Here is an 18730-nt window from a genome sequence, read left to right as displayed (position 1 = left end):
TAATGCAGATTATGATGTTCGTTTAGTCAGCCAAACATGTTCTCTTTATGACCCAGTAATAGACGCTAATTGTGTAATGCTCGAGTATGCCGAGCTGCACCGAGAAGAGGATAATTACCGTGGCGGGTGGAAATGGCAAAGTCTTTCTAATGCAATGCTACAACAGATATTAAGGCTCACAGAGCATCAGCTGATTGTGAGCTGACTAGACGATTATTAATAAAGATACAAATTGAAACGATAAAGTAAGTACTAATAGGGTGTACTTGTTGTGATTTTAAATTTTTCATAGATAAAAATTTAAAATCACGATGGACGGTATTTAACATCAAATCTATTTATACCATTCAAACGAATAGAATTTAGTAAAGTACGCTTTCTACTATAGAGTCAATATTAATCTGCTTAAAATCTTCAAAATCAACCATACTACCCATTAAAACAAGTTGTGACCTTGTTGGATAGCGTAAGGTTCTTAGATCAGTAGCGTTAACTTGTGTATTTCCGTTCATTTGACGAAAATATTTATCAACTAAGGTGCTATTTAAAAACACCCATAAACCTTTTGCTAATGCATCATCTAGTGGTTCGCCTAATGCATGAAAATAGTTAGTTTTATTATCAAAACCAACCACATCAACATCAGCAATATTCGCGGTATAAATAGAAGCTACAACTCTTCGCTTTTCCTCTTTAGCTGTAAGTCTACGAGTAAGAACATATGTTCCGTTCTTCACCATCAAACTAGCTGTATTTTTATTATTGAGTAAAGCGTTAGGTTTTTTACCATTATTTATAGGCCATTCAATTGAACATTTCTGTAAATGTTGAGGAAAAATTAAAGGAACAGAACCATCAATATAATTTTGACTTAAATTTTCTCTAGTTCGGAAATCAACCACCTTTCCTGTACTTGCTTGAATACCTAAATTATCTAATGAACAAGGTAAACCGCCAGCTTTAGTTGCTATGTTTAGCTCTTCTTCATCTGTAATTATATGAATGAATCGATCTGGATTATTATTACTAACAATTTTATCGAAAGGAACTTCATATACAGAGGGGTTAGGATCATCAGCACAAGAACTAGAAGTTACAATCACTATATCTCTTTGTGCTTCACCTTTTGTTAAATGATATATAACGTTTTCTTGAAGAACTTTATCAGCCTTAAATGCTGACTTCCGACTATTAAAAACGTGTATTTTGTTAATAGAGCAATTATCTAATAATAGTTTACGAAAACTATTAAAGTATGGACCGTTACAAAATGATCTAGGAGTAATAGCAACTAATTCGCCGCCATCTTCAATAAGTTTTATAGCAAGTCCAACAAAGGCTGAGTATAAATTACCTGTTTCAAAATTAATTTTACGTAAATCAGCTCGTTCCGAACCTTTTGCTGAAATTTTTAGGTAAGGAGGATTTAAAATTGCTTTATTAAAACGTGGAGTAAAATCATCGCGTTGAAGTAGAGCTACTGAATGTGCAATAAAATCTTCTTCAATTACTGTTTGGTTCCATTGCACGTCATTATAATTACAAGAATTAGAGCAATGTTGCAATGTATCTATAAGATAATAATTCATAATGCTAGAAAGCTCATAACATGTAGAATCAATGCTTGTAGCATGATCTTGAACTCGTTCTACAAATGCAGCTGTTAATGAAGCAACCCCAGCCCCCGCATCTAAAATACGATGTTCACCATTTATATTTTCAAACATATCGGCAAGTATCTTAGAAACAGCAGATGACGACATAAATTGACCTAGCTTTCCTCTAAGACTTTCATCGAGTTTGCCGTTTACTGTAACTCGATTGATATCAGCAATATCGTTCAAGTTAAGAGGTATATTTTGTGCCAATGCTGTCATAATTGATCATTTTTACAGTAGTTAATTGGTTGGGAATTATCGCAAAAAACCTGCACAAAAGGAAGAAATAAACCTGCACATAGGTTACATTGTAAAACCTATTATTCTAATACTTGATAGCTGAAAAATGAGAGAACAAAAACTAATACAAGCTCAGGAAATTCTGAAATCATTAGGGTTACCTAAACAGCAATGTAATGATAGATCAGCTTGGGTCTTCTTGGCTCTTGCAAATGTAAAACCAGAAGATAATTGGAGTGTCGCTACTGCACCACTTTTGCCGACTGTAAATATCATGGAATTTATTCGTTCAGAATATGGTAAAGACTATAAGCCAAACTCTAGAGAAACAATTAGAAGACAAACCTTACATCAGTTTGATCAAGCACAAGTTGTTGATAGAAACCGTGATAATCCAGCTAGAGCAACAAACAGTAAGGATAATAATTACTCTCTAAACCAACCTATTATAAAAATTCTTCACGCATACCCTGATAATAATTGGAAAGAATTGGTTCAAGAGTTTCTAAATGAAGTACCTACACTTCAAGCTATATATGAAAGAACAATTAATAAAGAAAAGATTCCTGTACACCTACCTAACGGTAATAAAATAACTCTCTCACCTGGTGTTCATAACCAACTTCATGCTGATATTGTGCATGAATTTTGCCCTCGTTTTATTGGAGAAGGAGGAATCGTTTTATATATTGGTGATACAGCAAGTAGCCGTAACGAGGGCGGTAAACATATGGTTCTAGAAACTAAATATTTAGAATCATTAAACGTTCCTCCAATGTCTCACGATAAGTTACCCGATGTTGTTGTTTATGATGAAAATCGTAAATGGTTATTTTTAATTGAAGCCGTGACTAGTCATGGTCCAGTAAGCCCAAAACGATGGGTTGAACTTGAAGAAGCACTAGATGGTTGTTCAGTAGGACGTGTTTATGTCACAGCCTTTCCTCATCGGGATGAATTTAGAAAAAACGCTGCCGATATAGCATGGGAAACTGAAGTATGGATTGCTGATAACCCTGATCATATGATTCATTTCAATGGAGATCGATTTCTTGGGCCTCATAACAATAAACCTGAGATTAACTAAAAGCACTAGCCCTGAATAATTCAGGGTTTTTTCTTTAAAATCATCCCTAGAAACAATTTTAAAGCCATAAAGACCGATGACTCGACACCTAGTATTGTAGTTATGTTAATTAGTGTAATTGCCGATCGATAACTCTTATATTACAACAAATAACATGTGCGGACGATGTGGAGATCAATACACTTTAGCGTCAACTAAAAAGCCCCCTCTGGGGGTAATATCTTATGTACACCGTGTGATACCTTTTTTGAGTCGTCATTTTATCTCTTTCCAATAACGTTTTACTGTTGCAATCCCAACCCCTGAACGCTCTTGAACTGCTTTCTGTGTGGCCTTAATGTCTTTATTTATTAAGTGGTTATATGCATATCGCATTTTCTCTAGTACGTCATTAGATCGCTTTTCATTAGTGTAAATTGCACCGATTGCTTGTCGCGTTGCGAGGGGTTGAGATTCATCGAGTTGCAATTTACGTTCTTTAGGCTTATTTCCAATGTAAATCGTTGCTCTGTTGCGTATGCAATACTTAGCAACTGATTTAGTGACCGCACGTAGTGATGATAATGGTTCGCTGAAATGCTCTCTATTCGTCTTGTCAGCGAGTTCTAGTAGTTCGCTATACAATGTATCGTAGTCAACGTTAGAATCGACGACACGCTCGTATGCAGCGAACCTGAGAGTATCAAACAAATCAATATGACGACTGTAACCACCAAGATTTACTGCTTTCTTCTTCTTTGGATCGAGCTTCATGCCATTTTGCAATTCAGCAAGGGAATATTCGTGATGATGGAAGACGATTGTTTGCCATTTGTCATGGAGTGGATTGTGCGTCATCAGTCCGACATAGTTCGCATCAGCATTGAGTAAACGTGTGTACGTGCGTTCGATAGCAGCAAGGTACTCTAATGGATGAACACGAGCGTTCTCTGTTGTGAAAACTGCTGATATTGCGTAAGCGAGATGGTAGTGACCATTTGATGAATTAATGGCAACATAATTAGGTAAAGGGAGATCGGAATCTTCCCAGACATACGTGCCACTGAACTGATAATCAGATATAAAGCCTTTGAACACTTGATCAATATCGAAAATAAGCCAAGCACAGAGATGTGGCGGATTTAGTTGAATTGTAGGATATAGCAGTGCTGTAGCTGCGTTGCGTATGAGTGATGCTGTCTTATCGTTTGAACAGTACGGCTTTTTTGCTAGATGTTTTTCTACACGTTTTGTAAGTAAATTCATAATTATTAGTTGTATTGGTGAACAGTAGCAACTAATTTGTGTGGTTTTACTTGATGTAAAGCTCACTCGTGTCATATAATCAAATAAGACAACACAAAACACAATGTTGTTACTGTAGTAAATGTTTGTAAGAAAGCCCGTAGGTCGCCAAACTTGAAGGGCTTTTTTTACATCTAGAGAAAAATGAATTCATTTTGTTATGAGTTCACTCTTCTTTTGTTAACAATACTCTTTTCAATTAACTAAGACAAATAACATATTGTTTGTTTTTAAGTACCTAGTCTTCGATCAAACTTCAGTTTTGCATGATATACAACAGTATCCATTAATGAAGGACTGGGTTTTACTGGGTGAATTTATTTTTAATAGCATCAGTAAATTCAGTGACATTCACTTTAATGTTGCTTGCTAATGCTTGTATTGTTTTTAGTAAAGACATGATTACTGCTGGTTCGATTTTGATCGAGTATCGTTCTTCTTGTATTAAGTCATAGATGTTGTTTCGTTTACGTTTAATAGTGTCTACATGTCCATCATTATGTACAGCATTAATAAATTCATTGATGCTATTGATGATATCTATAACGAAATTAGATGTGTCCGCTACCAACGAGTTTTTCTCGGCCTCTATTTTTTTTAAATTTTCGGTTTCAATGGTGATCGCTTTTTGCAGTGAAGCATATTGCTTTATCATTTTATTGTGATAGTTGAACTTACGATCTGACTTGCGTTTTTTTGCATCAATATATTTATCGACACGTTGATTAAACCTGTTAGATCTATCATCAGTAAAGCCAAAATTAATGTCAGGCTTCCTTTCTTGTAGATGGTTAAAAAATAAATCTTGCATGACAGAACCGTAGATCTTGGAGTCACGATATGTACTGCTAAGGTTATTTATTTTTATAAATTCACCAGTGGCATCATCTGTAAAGTTAATCGGGTTTAACTGTAGATGGTTATTAACGTATTGCTTTAGTGTTTTATTTAAATCATATTTCTGTGTCACGTTGTTCTTGCATGATAAAAACACATGAACGTGTGCACCGACGAATTCTTTTGTTGTTTCTAATCGCTCATCATCATGAAAGACAGTTAGCTTAATATCATAGTTAGGTGAAATCTTTTTATAGAAAGAACGTAATGTGCTTACTATTTCTTGTGGTGAAAGAACAGCACCATTATGATCTGGTATTTTGAAAAATGATTCATGCAATTTTGATGCGCGGCGGTCGGAGCTGGACTTACACAAATTATGAAGTTGTTTGTATTTAGTAAGCATACCCAGCAACTGCTTTTTCCGTTTTACGTTCGACAAGCTGTTGATGCGTTGGGTGAAATCTGATTCATCAGGATTGTCTAATGTGTCATATAAAATTTCATGTAATGTGGGTTCAAGATTAGTTTCTTTTATTTTCTTTTTTAACTTAGCTTTATATTTAGTTAAGTCTTGTTTGTCTTTTGTTGTTGCTTCATGTGGAAACAACTCATCAATCATCGAATTTAAAATGTGCTCTCTTTCATTAAGAGAGTCATCGTCCATCTTGATAGATGATAATTTATGAGTCTCATTTTCATTGAAAAAAGGTTTTAATAATAATGCTCTCTTCGGTGTTAAGTTTGGATTCCATTCGCCCACTGAGTAAGCAGTATTCTCTATTCGTAATGAGTGTTGAAGTGTTCGTTTAATTTGAGCTTTATTTTTATAATTCTTGTGTCTGTATATAAAAGTTGTAACGCCATTTTTATTATTCATTCTCCTACCATTGGGGGTTAATTACTTTTGATCTTGGATTTTTGGTCTAAAGGGTCGAAGGAACATCGCTAGCAGCATGAACCTCATTTTAGCGTAGCGTTAAAAATGTGGTTCATGCGTAGCTAGTTACATTTATTTATCAATGTCCCAATGTAACAACGCCAAGATCTTCTTTAATTTAAATATACGAACATTTTTTCAAAAAAATAAGTAAACAAAAATAAAATATTTACTTGTTTTTTATTTTTGTGTTTGAATGAATTTCATGAAAAATAACGGTAAAAAAACCATAAAAATAAGAAATTTATGAGAAGTAGCGTGTCATTTTTTTTGGTACTAATTGGTAAATAATTTACCAATTAGTACCAAAAAAATTCAGATATGTTTTGTGCATATTATTTCATTTTCACGTAATATGATTAACAAAATAATAGCATTACTTCCTCATTGATTTATAGATTGAAGTAGTTAAGTCAAACTGATTACGGATTACATTCATTTAACACCTAAAAACTTAACTATATAGTTAAGTTAGGCTCTAAAATGCGTCAACTTAACTATATAGTTAAGTTTGTATGCAGAATGTCATAGTATATTATTTATCAACATTAGTTTGAAGTAACATAGTAGATTGATAAAATGGTGCTCTGATATCACAGAAAATCTCTCTGAAATCGTCATTAGATTCAGCAATAAATATAACTCGTAAATTATTTATAAATCGAACAGTTAAACGATTACGTAACCATCCAGCAAAACTTGAATCATTTAATGCATCAAGACCAACAAACCAAATCCATTTTGAGTCTTCATTTTCTTCAATGCTTTTATTTAGAACTTCTGACTCTATATAATTATTTTTATAGTTATTCAAATTGATGGTTTCTACAGCTATTCCTAATAATTCATTGATTTTGTTCATCTTTATAATAATCGAATCTGACAGATTTTCACGCAACACATGATGTCTATACATATACAATGTCCAAATACATTTCACTTGTCGTTCAATACTAATATCATAGCTATTTAAGCTAACATCAAGATTTTTTAAAGACATGAGCCTTCCTTTCTGATAGTCGTTTATGAAATATCTCTATATTAAGAAAAATAGCTTATTCGTGAATTTTTAAGCACGTACAAATCTAACAATTTTTCTTTGTTATTTTAGCTATCGTCGCCCGACTACAACCTAACTTCTCTTGAATCTGCGAATAACTACGTCCAAGCGTTAATTGATCTAAAATATCGTGATGTAACGCTAGATTAGGTTGACGACCACGATACTTACCTTCAGCTTTGGCTTTAGCAATCCCTTGAGCCTGACGCTTATGACGCGTTTCATAATCATCACGCGCCATCGCTGCACCCAAATCCAACATAAATTCCGTTAAGGCTAAGGTAATACTATTTTGCTTACCCGAACTGAAAATCATCTGCGTCATCGGTTGATCAATAACAACGATCACTAGTCCTTTAGCCATAATACGCGTTTTGAGTGTTTTCCATTCCCCCCAGGGCAAGCGGGTTAGTCGGTCCATCTTTTCAATCAGCAACACATCACCGACTTCACTATCTTCAATAAGCTTATTGAGTTCAGGTCGTTCTAATTTAGTGCCAGATTGGTTTTCAATATAGTAGCCAGCAATACGATGATCAAACTTCGTCCCAAAGGCTTTTAGTTCTTCTTTTGCCCGTTGGGCATCTTGTTCTGTAGTAGAAGCACGCAGGTAGGCACGGATTAGCATTTTCATCACCTATCGGTTCAATTTAAGTTGGTTTCTTTAATTGGTTTATTATAGGTGGTTTCTTAAATGATACAATGCGGGGGGAGAGGTGAAGTGAACTGGTTTCGTTGGGGTATACCTAAAATGGTACCTATTCGTCCCATGACTTAAAGTAAATATATTTATCATCCTGAATAAGTCTTACTAAATAAGAAAAACAGAAAAAATCCTGCCTTATTTTAAGTGAATTTAGAAAACAAGAACAACTACGTAAGTAGCTATCTAGATTTCAATTTATTTTTGACGTTTTCTGTAAGAATTATTTTTCTACTAATAACGAATCCGTTCTAATAACCTTGTGTTTTGAGTGGTTATCAATACTGTTGTCTCATACAGTAAGTAAATACTTACATAATCATTTATTTAATAATCCTGTCCGTTAGTAGCAATATTTATCCTATTGCAACATGTTTAATAACACACTATATTGTAGTCGCACAATACATAAGCACTACATAGTGTGTTTTGTCTATAAAGCTATAGATAAAGCGTAGTTTCAACATTTGAGCTAATTAAGAGAGCGTATGAGTACCCAATCAAAATTCATAAAATTCCACGACAAAATAAAATTAAGCCGAGAGGATTGCGAGTATAAAGATGCTCGAGAGAAAGATGACAGTATATTAAAGGCTATAAAAACGTCGTTGAAGGATGAAGGTTATCCAGTAATAGATAATTTTCTCCAAGGCTCTATGTCAACTTCTACTGGGGTTAAGAACCGAGGTGAGGATTTTGACATCGATAGAGCAGTCGTAATAGCATTTGATGACTCACCTGATGATCCTGTTAAAGTAAAAAAAATCGTTTTAAAAGTACTGGAGGACAGAGGTTTTAAAAATGCCAAAATTAAAAAACCATGCGTTACTGCTGATTATATAAGCAAAAATCTTCATATTGATATTCCAATCTATCGAGAATGTAACGGTAACTATGAATTAGCTATAGGTAAAAAGAACTCAGGTGATGATAGCAAAGAGTGGTCAGCCTCTGATCCGAAGGGGCTAAAAGAGTGGATAAATGATGCATCCCTTTATACTGGGTCTGCGAATAAAAAATTAGAGCAATATAAGCGCATAGTTAGGTACTTAAAGCGATGGAGAGACAATAAATTTTCTACAGCTGTTGCTAAGAAAGTATTCTCAATTAGCTTAACAGTAATGGCTAAAGAGCAATTTAAACCAAGTTTAGATGACAACAATAAGGCTAATGATTTAGTCGCGCTTCGAGATACCGTAAATGACATGCTTCATGCCGATTATTTTAGCTATCAAGGTAATGAACAATACAGGGTTAGAGTAACGTTACCTAAATCACCTTGGAGAGATATTTTTTACGGAAGTAGTCTTAATACAGGAACTCAGTTTTACAATAAGCTTACAACATTGAAAAACAAGTTAGATAAAGCTATTGAGGAAACTGACTTAACTAAACAATGCAAAATACTGAATGAAGTATTTGGTGATGATTTTGAAGTACCTAGTAGCTCTTCAACAATAAGAAAAGCTACATATTCAACAGCTGGGGCTTCTGGTACTTCTCAGGGGGCTTAATGTTTGATAATACTGAGGTTATAAAATATTTAAAAAGTAAAGAATTTACTTGCCAAGAACTCGACTTTAAAGGCGTCAATATTATTTCCATTAACGTGGAAATAGCAGATAAACGCATAGAGTTGATACATTTCCCTGAACCTGAAATTATTGCTTTGCCTGTATTTTTACTTGTAAATCCAAGTGAAGTTGGTCATTTAGCGCATGTTCTTAATTACCAAGACGGTGATTATGAGTTTGGTAGTATTTGTGTCAATGATAGAGATGCTGTTTCTGTTAACTTTAATATGCCGTTATTAGCGATTGAGGAATCGCTTAATCGCCATATCTCTATTTTAGAAAAAGCTATTACTGATCCAATATGGAATAGGCAAGAACTGTTGCGAGAGTTTAAGTCTTGCTGGCTAAACGTTTGTGATTTTAACGATAGACCAGTACTTTTAACCAATGATAGTGGCAGCCTAGAAGAAATTGATGTATTCAGGCCAGTAAAAGATCGAAAATTTGGTGTTAACTCTTACTATTTGGCTCAATCAAAGAATACTGATCTCGCCGATATAGCTAAAATATACTGGAAAAATAGTTCAGATAGAAGCCTTGCGGGTAAGGCGGTAGTGCTACCATTAACAAAAATTAAGCCAGCACCATTAAATAAATCTCAATTGAGCGAATGGTATTTAGATATCATTGACAAACAAAAACAAGAGACTATAAACAATATAAAGGAAAACTACGGTCGATGGAAAACAAAGGAGTATTGGATCATATTTAATGCTCAGGTTCCATCTGGAACAGTTTGGTTTTGTTTATCGTTTAAAAGTAAAAAAGGCAAAAAACACTCATTACCATTAACGAAAAAACAATTAGAAAATTGGAAAATTACAGCTGTACCTATAAGACTTTTTAATAAAGAAGCTGTATTACCTAGAGGGGGAGCTAACTTAGACTTGGCAATAACTAAGGTGGCGTTAGTCGGAGCTGGATCTGTTGGTAGTGAAATAGCACATAAACTGTCAGCTTCTGGTGTTCAAAACTTGACCATCTATGATCCTGATTGCTACAACATAGAAAATTTGTACCGGCATGTATTGCCTGAAGAGTTTTTGAATTACGGAAAATCTCTAGGGCTACGTTTCAGTCTTCAGCGTCAATTTTTATGGTCTAAAGCAAATTCATCATTGGATAAGTTGTTAGATCTTAGAAACCCAAGATTACTAAATACTTATGATCTGATCATCATAGCTATTGGTAGTCCTACACATGAGAGATTATTCAAAGAGTACCTTTTAAATACAGGTATAAAAGTTCCTGTTATTAATACTTGGCTGGAAGGTTTTGGTGTTGGAGGACATGCGGTACTTGATATACCTGAAAGTAAAGGGTGTTTACTTTGTGCTTACGTTTGTCCTGATACTTTAGCAAGAGGATTAAGTTCAAACCTTAACTTTATAGAATCCAATCAAAACATCACCATCAATATGTCAGGCTGTGGTGAACAATTTATTTCTTATGGTGCAATATGTTCAGCACAAACCGCTTTAATAGCAAGTGATCTAGCTATTAAATACCTTGAGGGAAAAATTAAAATCAGCTCAAAGGTTAGCTGGAAAGGCAGCGAACATGATGTAAAAGAGCATGGCATAACGCTGACAAATAGGTTCTATCAGTTTAATGATTCATTGCAAATTAAGCCATTAGTTCATGAGGATTGTGATGTCTGTAACTAATGATGAAGTATGGTTTACGGGTTCACCCATAGAGTTAAGAGTAAGTAAGCACGTTTATGCTTGTTGGCTACAACACCGTCAAATGAAACCCAACGATACTGAACAGTTTGGGGTGCTTATAGGCTCACGTAATGAAGATGAAAGCAGTATATGGATAAATAAATGCACAACGCCTCAAAGAGGGGATATAAGCCATAGAACAAGATTTACAATGAAAGATCTATTTCATCAAAAAACGATAACTAAAGAATTTAAAGAGTCTAATGGTGAATTGGGCTATATAGGTACTTGGCACACTCATCCACAAGATGTGCCAACGCCTTCAATTATAGATTTGAAGGATTGGGATCAATGTGCATTGCGCAATCCTGATAGACAACTCGTATTTGTGATTATTGGTAATAAGCAAGTTAATATTTATATAAAAAATAAAGAACAAATAGAAATGGTAATGAAGGAAATTGATACCTAATAAAGTAGAGTTGCTTTGCAATCAAGCCGTAAGTTACCAATTAGTATACTGATAATCAAAGAAAACTTCTGAGTTTAAGATAGGAAAGTTAAGATACATTGGATCATGACATACTTACCCAGAAACTTACCCTAAACCATTTATCAATTGACGTAACCAATTGGAATAAATGCATAAAGAGTAATAATAGACGAAAGTTTTTTTATTTATAATGTGGGAAATGAAGTAGTGACGTTCTTTAAAGACTTAATGTATAGGTTATTACATTGGGGTGATTTACTGTTCAAATGGTATACCAGACCCAAAAGCAAACTATTTACAATCGGAAAATTTCTAGTTGTGAGTGGACTTAGTTCTATCGGGTTAACAACTGCACTAAAGATAGCTTTTATAACTCCAGAAGGATATGAGTTAACAGCATCATTTTTTGAAAATGACACTGGTATTTTCATACTATTAATATCTAGTTGCTTCATTATCGTTGGCTTTTTTCTCATCATATATGACGCTTTGCTAACTATCAAAGATAGTGGCAAAGCGAATAATATTCTCGTGGAACACATTGCCTTGTTTAAACCATTAAGCTCATCTTTTTTATCTACTGTGACGAAAGCTAAAGGAAAAATGCGATGTGTAAAAATAGATTTATCTGAATATTATAGAGATGGTGTTTTAAGTGAACCTTCAGATGCAGTAAATGACACTCGAGTTATGCTTAAAAAAGCTGTTGCGTCTCTATCCGATGCAATAGGAAACGAATCGACTTCTATTCACTATGGTGGTACTCCTCCAGTTTGTCTCGGTTTTTACTCCGGCTTCTTTATCGGTAATACAACGAGTGTGATGTTATGGGATTACGATCGAGACTTGGAAGAATGGCATTGCTTAGACAGAAGTTTTGATAGTAATCAGCCCATTATAGATGAGTCTGAATATAAACAGGATCTGGATGAGGTGTGTTTGATATTTAGCATTTCTTTCAATATAGAGAAAGTTGCTCGAGAAACAACAAATACAAGTTCCATTATCACGATAAAAATGCCTCATATTGGTCATGATAATATGTCTAGTTTGTCTAAACTATTAAAGTTTAAAAAGGAGTTTAGAGCCCTTCTAAACAAGTTTACTCAGGATGGTATAAAGAGAATCCATATTTTTTGTGCAGCGCAATCCTCATTTAACTTTACTATGGGGCAACAGATAACAAGAAATCATCCTGAGTGTATTGTTTACGAGTTTGTTAATAGAGAGGTTCATCCATACCCTTGGGGACTTAAATTCAATAATAAAGACTGTTCTCCTCCAATAGTAATTGAAAATAAAAAGTAATAGTATGAAGTTTTGGTCGCTAAAGTTGAGCTTAGCGACCCCGTAAATGACCCTGTAAATAATTCGAATAAAAGAAACAACCATTCCATAACAAAGTTTGTCAACCTTATGATATTTCGATTAATTTACCCACCCATTTTACATAACATCTGTAATGACTACCGACGTTGTAAGTTTATGAATATCGCTATTTTTTTGTGATTAGTCTGCAAATCGAGTTCAAAGTGATAATTTAGGATCGAGTAACATCATTAACAAAATAACAACGTCATATTGAGGCTTATTTAAGGTGACTTTCTTAGATAAAATGAGCTGTTTCAAGGGGAATTATCACGAACGCTGATCGCGAAGTACGTGATAGATGCATATTGTTAAATACAGCCGCTTTCAGAGAAAAGTAATACTAGGTGTCGAGTGATAGGTCTTTGTGATCTTAAAATCGTTTATAGGGGCTATTTGGAGGGTATTTTGGTTACATCCGATTGATAATATATTTATTTTAATTTGGTATAGCTACAAATCAGTATTTCAGGGTGAATTTTGCTCAACTAAATTATTGCCATTCATATACTGTAATATTTCCCTGAAACCGTCACAAACTTTCAAACGGCTTTTGGGGTAATCGATATGAAATTCATGCTACAAACTATCTGTGGGTTATGAGGGCTATTTTGGGGAGGTTTACAGATTTAGCATTTGCTGCACGGAATTTTGGAGATGCTTTTTCTATATTCACCTGTAAGCGTCTGATAGCATATGCGGGTATACAATCTTAGATCGTTGAATACAATATTAGAAACTTGGAGGCAAAATTGGCTTTAGATAAGATAGAAATAAACGGATATCGAGGCTTCAATAATGAAGTTTCCGTGAAATTCGCTGTACCAAATGGAGAGCCTGGCAGTGGTCTTACTATCATTACCGGGGCTAATAATTCTGGAAAGTCATCGATTATTGAATGTTTTAAAGCAAGAAGTGGGTATCAATCTCCAAGTTTTACTGTTGGTAGACGTAATTCTGACACGGATCGAGTAGAAATTAAATTTCATTTTAATGATCGTATAGAAGTTATTAAATCAACTCAAAAAGGAAGTAGTGAAACAGTTCGTGAAAATGTAAAGCAAGACGAATCTATTTATGTCTTGCCTTCTAGGCGCGCGTTTGCTCCTTTCTTTGGCCGTGGTAATGGCTATGATAGAAATACTTACCTTATGAATGAAGAACTTCAAGCCCAACGAAGTTCAACAATGAATAACTTCCAATATCGATTATTTAATACTCTAAAAAATCAAACTGCGTTTAATGAGATATTGCATAGAGTACTTCCATCTAAACCTGAATGGTCTATTGACCAATCAGATGAAGGGAATTACTTTTTAAAATTTTATAATGGCAAATATGCGCATTCAAGCGATGGTCTTGGTGAGGGTATTGTAAGTGTTTTTAGCATTGTTGACTCACTTTATGACTCTAAAAAAGGCGATATTATCGTAATTGACGAACCAGAATTGTCTTTGCATCCAATGTTGCAAAAAAGAATTTTTAGTTTGTTAAAAGATTACGCACGAGATCGACAAATTGTGATTTCCACTCATTCCCCTTATTTTGTTGATATTCCTTCATTGACTTGTGGTGGAAGTCTTATTCGAGTTGTTAATCATGGTGAAGGTAGTGTTATTTATCAACTATCCACGCATGGACAAACAATACTTAAAAAATTATCAAGTGGTAATTTATATAACCCGCATACGTTTGGGTTAGACGCAAAGGAATTATTCTTCTTAGAAGATAATATCGTGGTTGTAGAAGGGCAAGAGGATGTTTTGTTACTACCAAATGTCGCGGAACAACTTTGTATGGAAATTGATGCAAGCTTCTTTGGTTGGGGGGCTGGCGGTGCTTCTAATATTGAACATATATGTGAACTACTTAAAGAATTAGGTTTTAGGAAGGTAAGCGGTATTCTTGATGGTGATAAAGCTAGTTTAGTTCCTAAACTAAAAGAAAAATTTCCTAATTACCATTATGTTCATATAGCAGCAGATGATATTCGAACAAAACCTGAACGAAAAGCTTCAGATTGTGTTGAAGGTTTACTCGACAAAAAACGAAATTTAAAAGAGAGCTATAAAGAACATACTAAAGCTCTTTTTGTCGGTCTAAATGCATATATGAAAGAGCGCTTCTAACTATGCAAGATAAGTTGTTCGCATTAAGCATAAAACTCGTCTTTCGTTGATGCACTTAGTACGTATAAATAGAATTACTGTTAAATACCGTCCATCGTGACGGTATTTTTGTATCTGATATTATGTAAAACATTAATTTAATTGTATGTACTTTAATTATTTACTATTAGTAAACCGTATTTATTACACCTATCATCTCGTCATTTCTCAATTATCTCCCGTATGCTAGTTAACGGCTCAAATAGAGTTACGCTTTCACACGTCGCAAAAGAAATTATTGAAGCAGATAATTCGAGAAAACGGGTATCTTTTAGTGATATTTTCTCAGCAGTATCTACGTTCAGCGACAAATAACATATCCAATACAAAAAAAGGTACGATTTCGTCACGCGTGACGATTTACACAAAAAAACAATCATGACACTACAATTTTAGTCGATTTAGTCACGCATGACTAAATGGCGATCAAATAATAACCATAATGAAAATTTCAAAAAAACCATAACGAAACATTCGCTGCACTCATGGAAAAATAGGCATTAGCCGCAATATCTATCCTTCAACTTCGCAAGTTTTCATTACACGGCTAAATCTCAGTATGTATTGCCATTGATTCAACCCTTTGACTGTGGCCAGTCACCAGCTCCATGTTCCCAAGCATATTTAACTTTAAATGCATTAACGATATTCAAACCACTCTTGCTCTACGCTCAAAAAGCTCCCTCAGCGTCCTCTTGTGCGTTACTCTGTCACAGATGGAGAATACTCTGCTATGCGCTCAACGTCCTTAATATCAAACTTAGCGGCTGAATCGTAAGTCTTTAATTCGGCACCTCTAAGTGACTTACTTTTACTGGGTAAAGAATTAACACTTAACCTTGAGGCGGCACAGCTTTACGCAGCTTTTTAAAATCATTCTTTGTTAATAGCTCACTTTTCTCAAGCTCGTCTATCTCCATTAAAATATCCATCGCTTGCATTTGGGTTGGGGCGGTACCTTTACGCCAAGCCGCTACCACTGCGGATAATTCTAATAGTTCTTCGGGTATATCTACCTGATATTGTTTTTCTTCTACTTGTTTTACATAGCAAACACGTAATTCAACAAAGTCATTTTCAGTTGTTGCTCTACCTTTTTTATATATTTTTATACCTGTTTTACAATCTGGCATGTACTCCCAAAGCCCATTACTGGCTTTAATTATTCTTGCGAGTGGCTGGCTTAATACAGCTATTCTGAAACTGTTATAATTGGCGTAATCGCCATAACTAACACCTAGCATTTCACATAGGTCTTTTATTCGACATTTAAAGAAAGTGTTTTTCTTACCTTTAAATCGGCTTATTAAGTCTAATATTCGTTTTTCATTTTTATTTTTAAGCGCAAACATTAACTTAAAATCAATTACGGCAAAACCTGCCGAATAATTCAAAAGTACTTCCGCCACTTCTTTATCAATGGATAATGTCAGTACATTGGCCTCCCAACTAGAAAAGCCCACTAACTTATACTTCCTGTATTCACCTGTGTTTGGGTTCCTGACTGTCGCTACTTTTTCCATTAATTCATCGGTAGCTTCATCTAAATACGCAGTTAGTCGTTTCGGTGTTACTTCTAGCAGGTCCAATAGCTCTTGTCTTGTATATTCATATTGAAGACTTAGCTTATCAATATGAACTCCATCATTTTTGTCGCTTACAGGTAGGTTCTTTAGTTTTGAAGTCTTCTTTTGTGCGTTAGCCTCCTTCTTTAAGGATACGAGTATTAAATTTAATAAGTCCTGCTCCTTTGCGGTAAAAGACATTTTGGCTGTAATCAATGGGTGGCTTTTTGTGATCGTCGTCGGCTTCATATTCGTGTATAGAAAGTGGCTATATATGTATTAAAGTGTATTACAAAAATACACACATATCACTTAATTATTTGATATGTATAATGGTAATTTATTAAGAATTAGACGAATGACCGTATAATGCCTAATTTAATACATCTTTAATTGCTCCCCGCGGCTAAGGTCTTTGTTTTGCATACAATTATTGATGATCGCCACTTTTTATACATCCAAGCGCCACTTTTAATACATAGATAGCGCCACTTTTAATACATAGATCGCCACTTTTAATACATAGATCGCCACTTCTAATACATAGATCGCCACTTCTAATACATCGGAATTCTCTGAGAGCCGCGCCAGTACTGGTCTGAGCGCCCCTCTTTTATCTTTTATCTTCTATCTTTTATCTTAAAAGATTTATCTTATATTTATGTGATGTGGATAAGTGCATAAGTCTGCGACTTACAACACTTGCCCACAGCCGAAGCGCGATAAGCTTCCCTTTCTAATTAAATAATTATTCACGGATCCTGTTTGATTCTGTTCCTCTCTGCGTTATCCTAGAGGCATGTCTAGTATGGCCAATAAGTACATACTAAAAGTAATGTTATTAGTACATACCTAGAGGGTTGAACGTGCATATTATATTCTTCAATAGCAAGGGTGGTGTTTCAAAATCAACACTTTGCGAGTACACAGCTCAAGAATTACAACGATTAGGGCATTCTGTTAACGTTGATAATACCGATCAACAACAACACGTAACGTTGATTGAAAATGAAGAAGCTGATTATTTTGTCTATGACACAGCAGGGGCATTCACTTCAGATAACCTTGAGCTACTAAAAGCAGCTGCAGATGCAAACGCCTTAATCATAGTGCCACTGAACACTGGCAAGAATGACTTAAAAGAAATTCATTTCATCTCTGAAAAGCTAAATGAACTTGGTTTGAAAGATAAAACTCGTTTTGTGTTTACTAAAACACGGGCCAATAGCAAATCATTAACTGAACGAAGAACAACACTTGCCGAACTTGGCCTTACTTCAATCAATTGGGTAATGCCAATGCTTGATGATTTTTCAGAGCAACGAAATACAGCTCGTACACGAAATGAAATATCAGCATTTTTGCATGAGTTGGTGCTATGAGTTTACTGAAAAAGAAATCATCACTACCAGAGAAACGCGAACCTTTAACAACTAAATCTGCAGTTATTGAAGAACAACGCGAACAAACTCGTGAATACCAAAAACGGCAAAGAGCTAAATACGCTGATCACTGGAAAGCAGAGAAATCAGTGATTGATGCCATTAGTGGTAATGAACTAAATGATTACATTGTTGAACATGCAGATGATGTTACTGATAACCGTTGTGGTATTCATTCGATGAAGATTAACCCTTATGAGCTAGCTGTTATTAAGAAAGCTATGGAAATTGAGGGTAGTCGTTCTAGTCGTGAGCTATTTATTGATTACTGCAAAAGTATTATCAAAGGTAACACTAAAAGTAAGGATAATAAGTAAATACTAATAATATGTACTTTACGAGGTAACTATATGGAAGATTTGATTTTAGATACTGAAACAGGTGATATTTATATTGATACTTTAGTTAAATGCTGACGCCATGGCTATACTAACGAAGATGTAACCAATTCACTAGCATGGAGTGATGTATATAACCACTTCTGTGAGTTAATTAAAGATCGAGTAATCCATATCTATAATGCAGATTATGATGTTCGTTTAGTCAGCCAAACATGTTCTCTTTATGACCCAGTAATAGACGCTAATTGTGTAATGCTCGAGTATGCCGAGCTGCACCGAGAAGAGGATAATTACCGTGGCGGG

Annotated in this window: 14 protein-coding genes and 1 pseudogene; 9 read left to right on the top strand and 6 right to left on the bottom strand. The window is 34.7% G+C overall.

What is annotated here, in order from left to right; genetic code table 11:
• Window positions 1-205, top strand: a pseudogene (locus CTN07_RS22880) (hypothetical protein); the annotation flags it as partial.
• A gap of 157 nt (window positions 206-362) precedes the next feature.
• On the opposite strand, the gene CTN07_RS20930 reads toward CTN07_RS22880, so the two are convergent.
• Complete coding sequence (locus CTN07_RS20930) at window positions 363-1877, bottom strand: Eco57I restriction-modification methylase domain-containing protein (RefSeq protein WP_005307230.1); 1515 nt, start codon at window positions 1875-1877, stop codon at window positions 363-365.
• Window positions 1878-2004: 127 nt separating this feature from the next.
• On the opposite strand from CTN07_RS20930, the gene CTN07_RS20925 reads away from it, so the two are divergent.
• Window positions 2005-2985: a BsuBI/PstI family type II restriction endonuclease gene (locus CTN07_RS20925; protein ID WP_005307227.1), complete on the top strand. Its 981-nt coding sequence runs from the start codon at window positions 2005-2007 to the stop codon at window positions 2983-2985.
• Window positions 2986-3240: 255 nt separating this feature from the next.
• On the opposite strand, the gene CTN07_RS20920 is transcribed toward CTN07_RS20925, so the two are convergent.
• From CTN07_RS20920 to CTN07_RS20905, 4 genes are all read right to left on the bottom strand, one after another.
• A complete protein-coding gene (locus CTN07_RS20920; RefSeq protein WP_036766479.1) occupies window positions 3241-4230 on the bottom strand; it encodes a replication initiation protein in 990 nt (329 codons plus the stop codon).
• Window positions 4231-4573: 343 nt separating this feature from the next.
• A complete protein-coding gene (locus CTN07_RS20915) occupies window positions 4574-5986 on the bottom strand; it encodes a hypothetical protein (protein WP_005307221.1) in 1413 nt (470 codons plus the stop codon).
• A gap of 595 nt (window positions 5987-6581) precedes the next feature.
• Entirely contained in the window at window positions 6582-7046 is a 465-nt protein-coding gene (locus CTN07_RS20910; protein WP_036766477.1) for a hypothetical protein, read from the bottom strand.
• 85 nt (window positions 7047-7131) lie between these two features.
• The gene (locus tag CTN07_RS20905; protein WP_107183755.1) at window positions 7132-7734 is read right to left on the bottom strand and encodes a recombinase family protein; all 603 of its coding nucleotides are present in this window, start codon (window positions 7732-7734) and stop codon (window positions 7132-7134) included.
• Window positions 7735-8297: 563 nt separating this feature from the next.
• On the opposite strand from CTN07_RS20905, the gene CTN07_RS20900 reads away from it, so the two are divergent.
• The 5 genes from CTN07_RS20900 to CTN07_RS20880 all read left to right on the top strand — a co-directional run bounded on the left by CTN07_RS20900 (window position 8298) and on the right by CTN07_RS20880 (window position 15040).
• Window positions 8298-9323: a nucleotidyltransferase domain-containing protein gene (locus CTN07_RS20900; RefSeq protein WP_005307248.1), complete on the top strand. Its 1026-nt coding sequence runs from the start codon at window positions 8298-8300 to the stop codon at window positions 9321-9323.
• On the top strand, window positions 9323-11050 hold the full coding sequence (locus tag CTN07_RS20895; RefSeq protein WP_005307245.1) for a ThiF family adenylyltransferase: 1728 nt from the start codon (window positions 9323-9325) through the stop codon (window positions 11048-11050). The genes CTN07_RS20900 and CTN07_RS20895 overlap by 1 nt, the downstream gene beginning before the upstream one ends.
• Window positions 11037-11522: a Mov34/MPN/PAD-1 family protein gene (locus CTN07_RS20890; protein ID WP_036766484.1), complete on the top strand. Its 486-nt coding sequence runs from the start codon at window positions 11037-11039 to the stop codon at window positions 11520-11522. The genes CTN07_RS20895 and CTN07_RS20890 overlap by 14 nt, the downstream gene beginning before the upstream one ends.
• 228 nt (window positions 11523-11750) lie before the next feature.
• Window positions 11751-12851, top strand: coding sequence for an SAVED domain-containing protein (locus CTN07_RS20885; RefSeq protein ID WP_005307243.1), 1101 nt, complete (start codon window positions 11751-11753; stop codon window positions 12849-12851).
• 812 nt (window positions 12852-13663) lie between these two features.
• Window positions 13664-15040, top strand: a complete 1377-nt coding sequence (locus CTN07_RS20880) for an ATP-dependent nuclease (RefSeq protein ID WP_005307240.1) — start codon at window positions 13664-13666, stop codon at window positions 15038-15040.
• An 872-nt stretch (window positions 15041-15912) separates the two neighbouring features.
• Here the strand turns inward: CTN07_RS20880 and CTN07_RS20875 are convergent.
• Complete coding sequence (locus CTN07_RS20875) at window positions 15913-16893, bottom strand: replication initiation protein (RefSeq protein ID WP_005307236.1); 981 nt, start codon at window positions 16891-16893, stop codon at window positions 15913-15915.
• A 617-nt stretch (window positions 16894-17510) separates the two neighbouring features.
• On the opposite strand from CTN07_RS20875, the gene CTN07_RS20870 reads away from it, so the two are divergent.
• Together CTN07_RS20870 and CTN07_RS20865 are read left to right on the top strand one after the other, a co-directional pair.
• Window positions 17511-18026, top strand: coding sequence for a ParA family protein (locus CTN07_RS20870; protein WP_036766481.1), 516 nt, complete (start codon window positions 17511-17513; stop codon window positions 18024-18026).
• Entirely contained in the window at window positions 18023-18403 is a 381-nt protein-coding gene (locus CTN07_RS20865; protein ID WP_005307233.1) for a hypothetical protein, read from the top strand. The genes CTN07_RS20870 and CTN07_RS20865 overlap by 4 nt, the downstream gene beginning before the upstream one ends.
• Window positions 18404-18730: the final 327 nt, after the last annotated feature.

It is taken from the genome of Photobacterium damselae (genome assembly GCF_003026815.1).
In the GTDB taxonomy this organism is placed as follows: domain Bacteria; phylum Pseudomonadota; class Gammaproteobacteria; order Enterobacterales; family Vibrionaceae; genus Photobacterium; species Photobacterium damselae.
The sequence above is the reverse complement of the archived record's forward strand: the minus strand, read 5'-3'. Positions and strand labels throughout refer to the sequence as shown.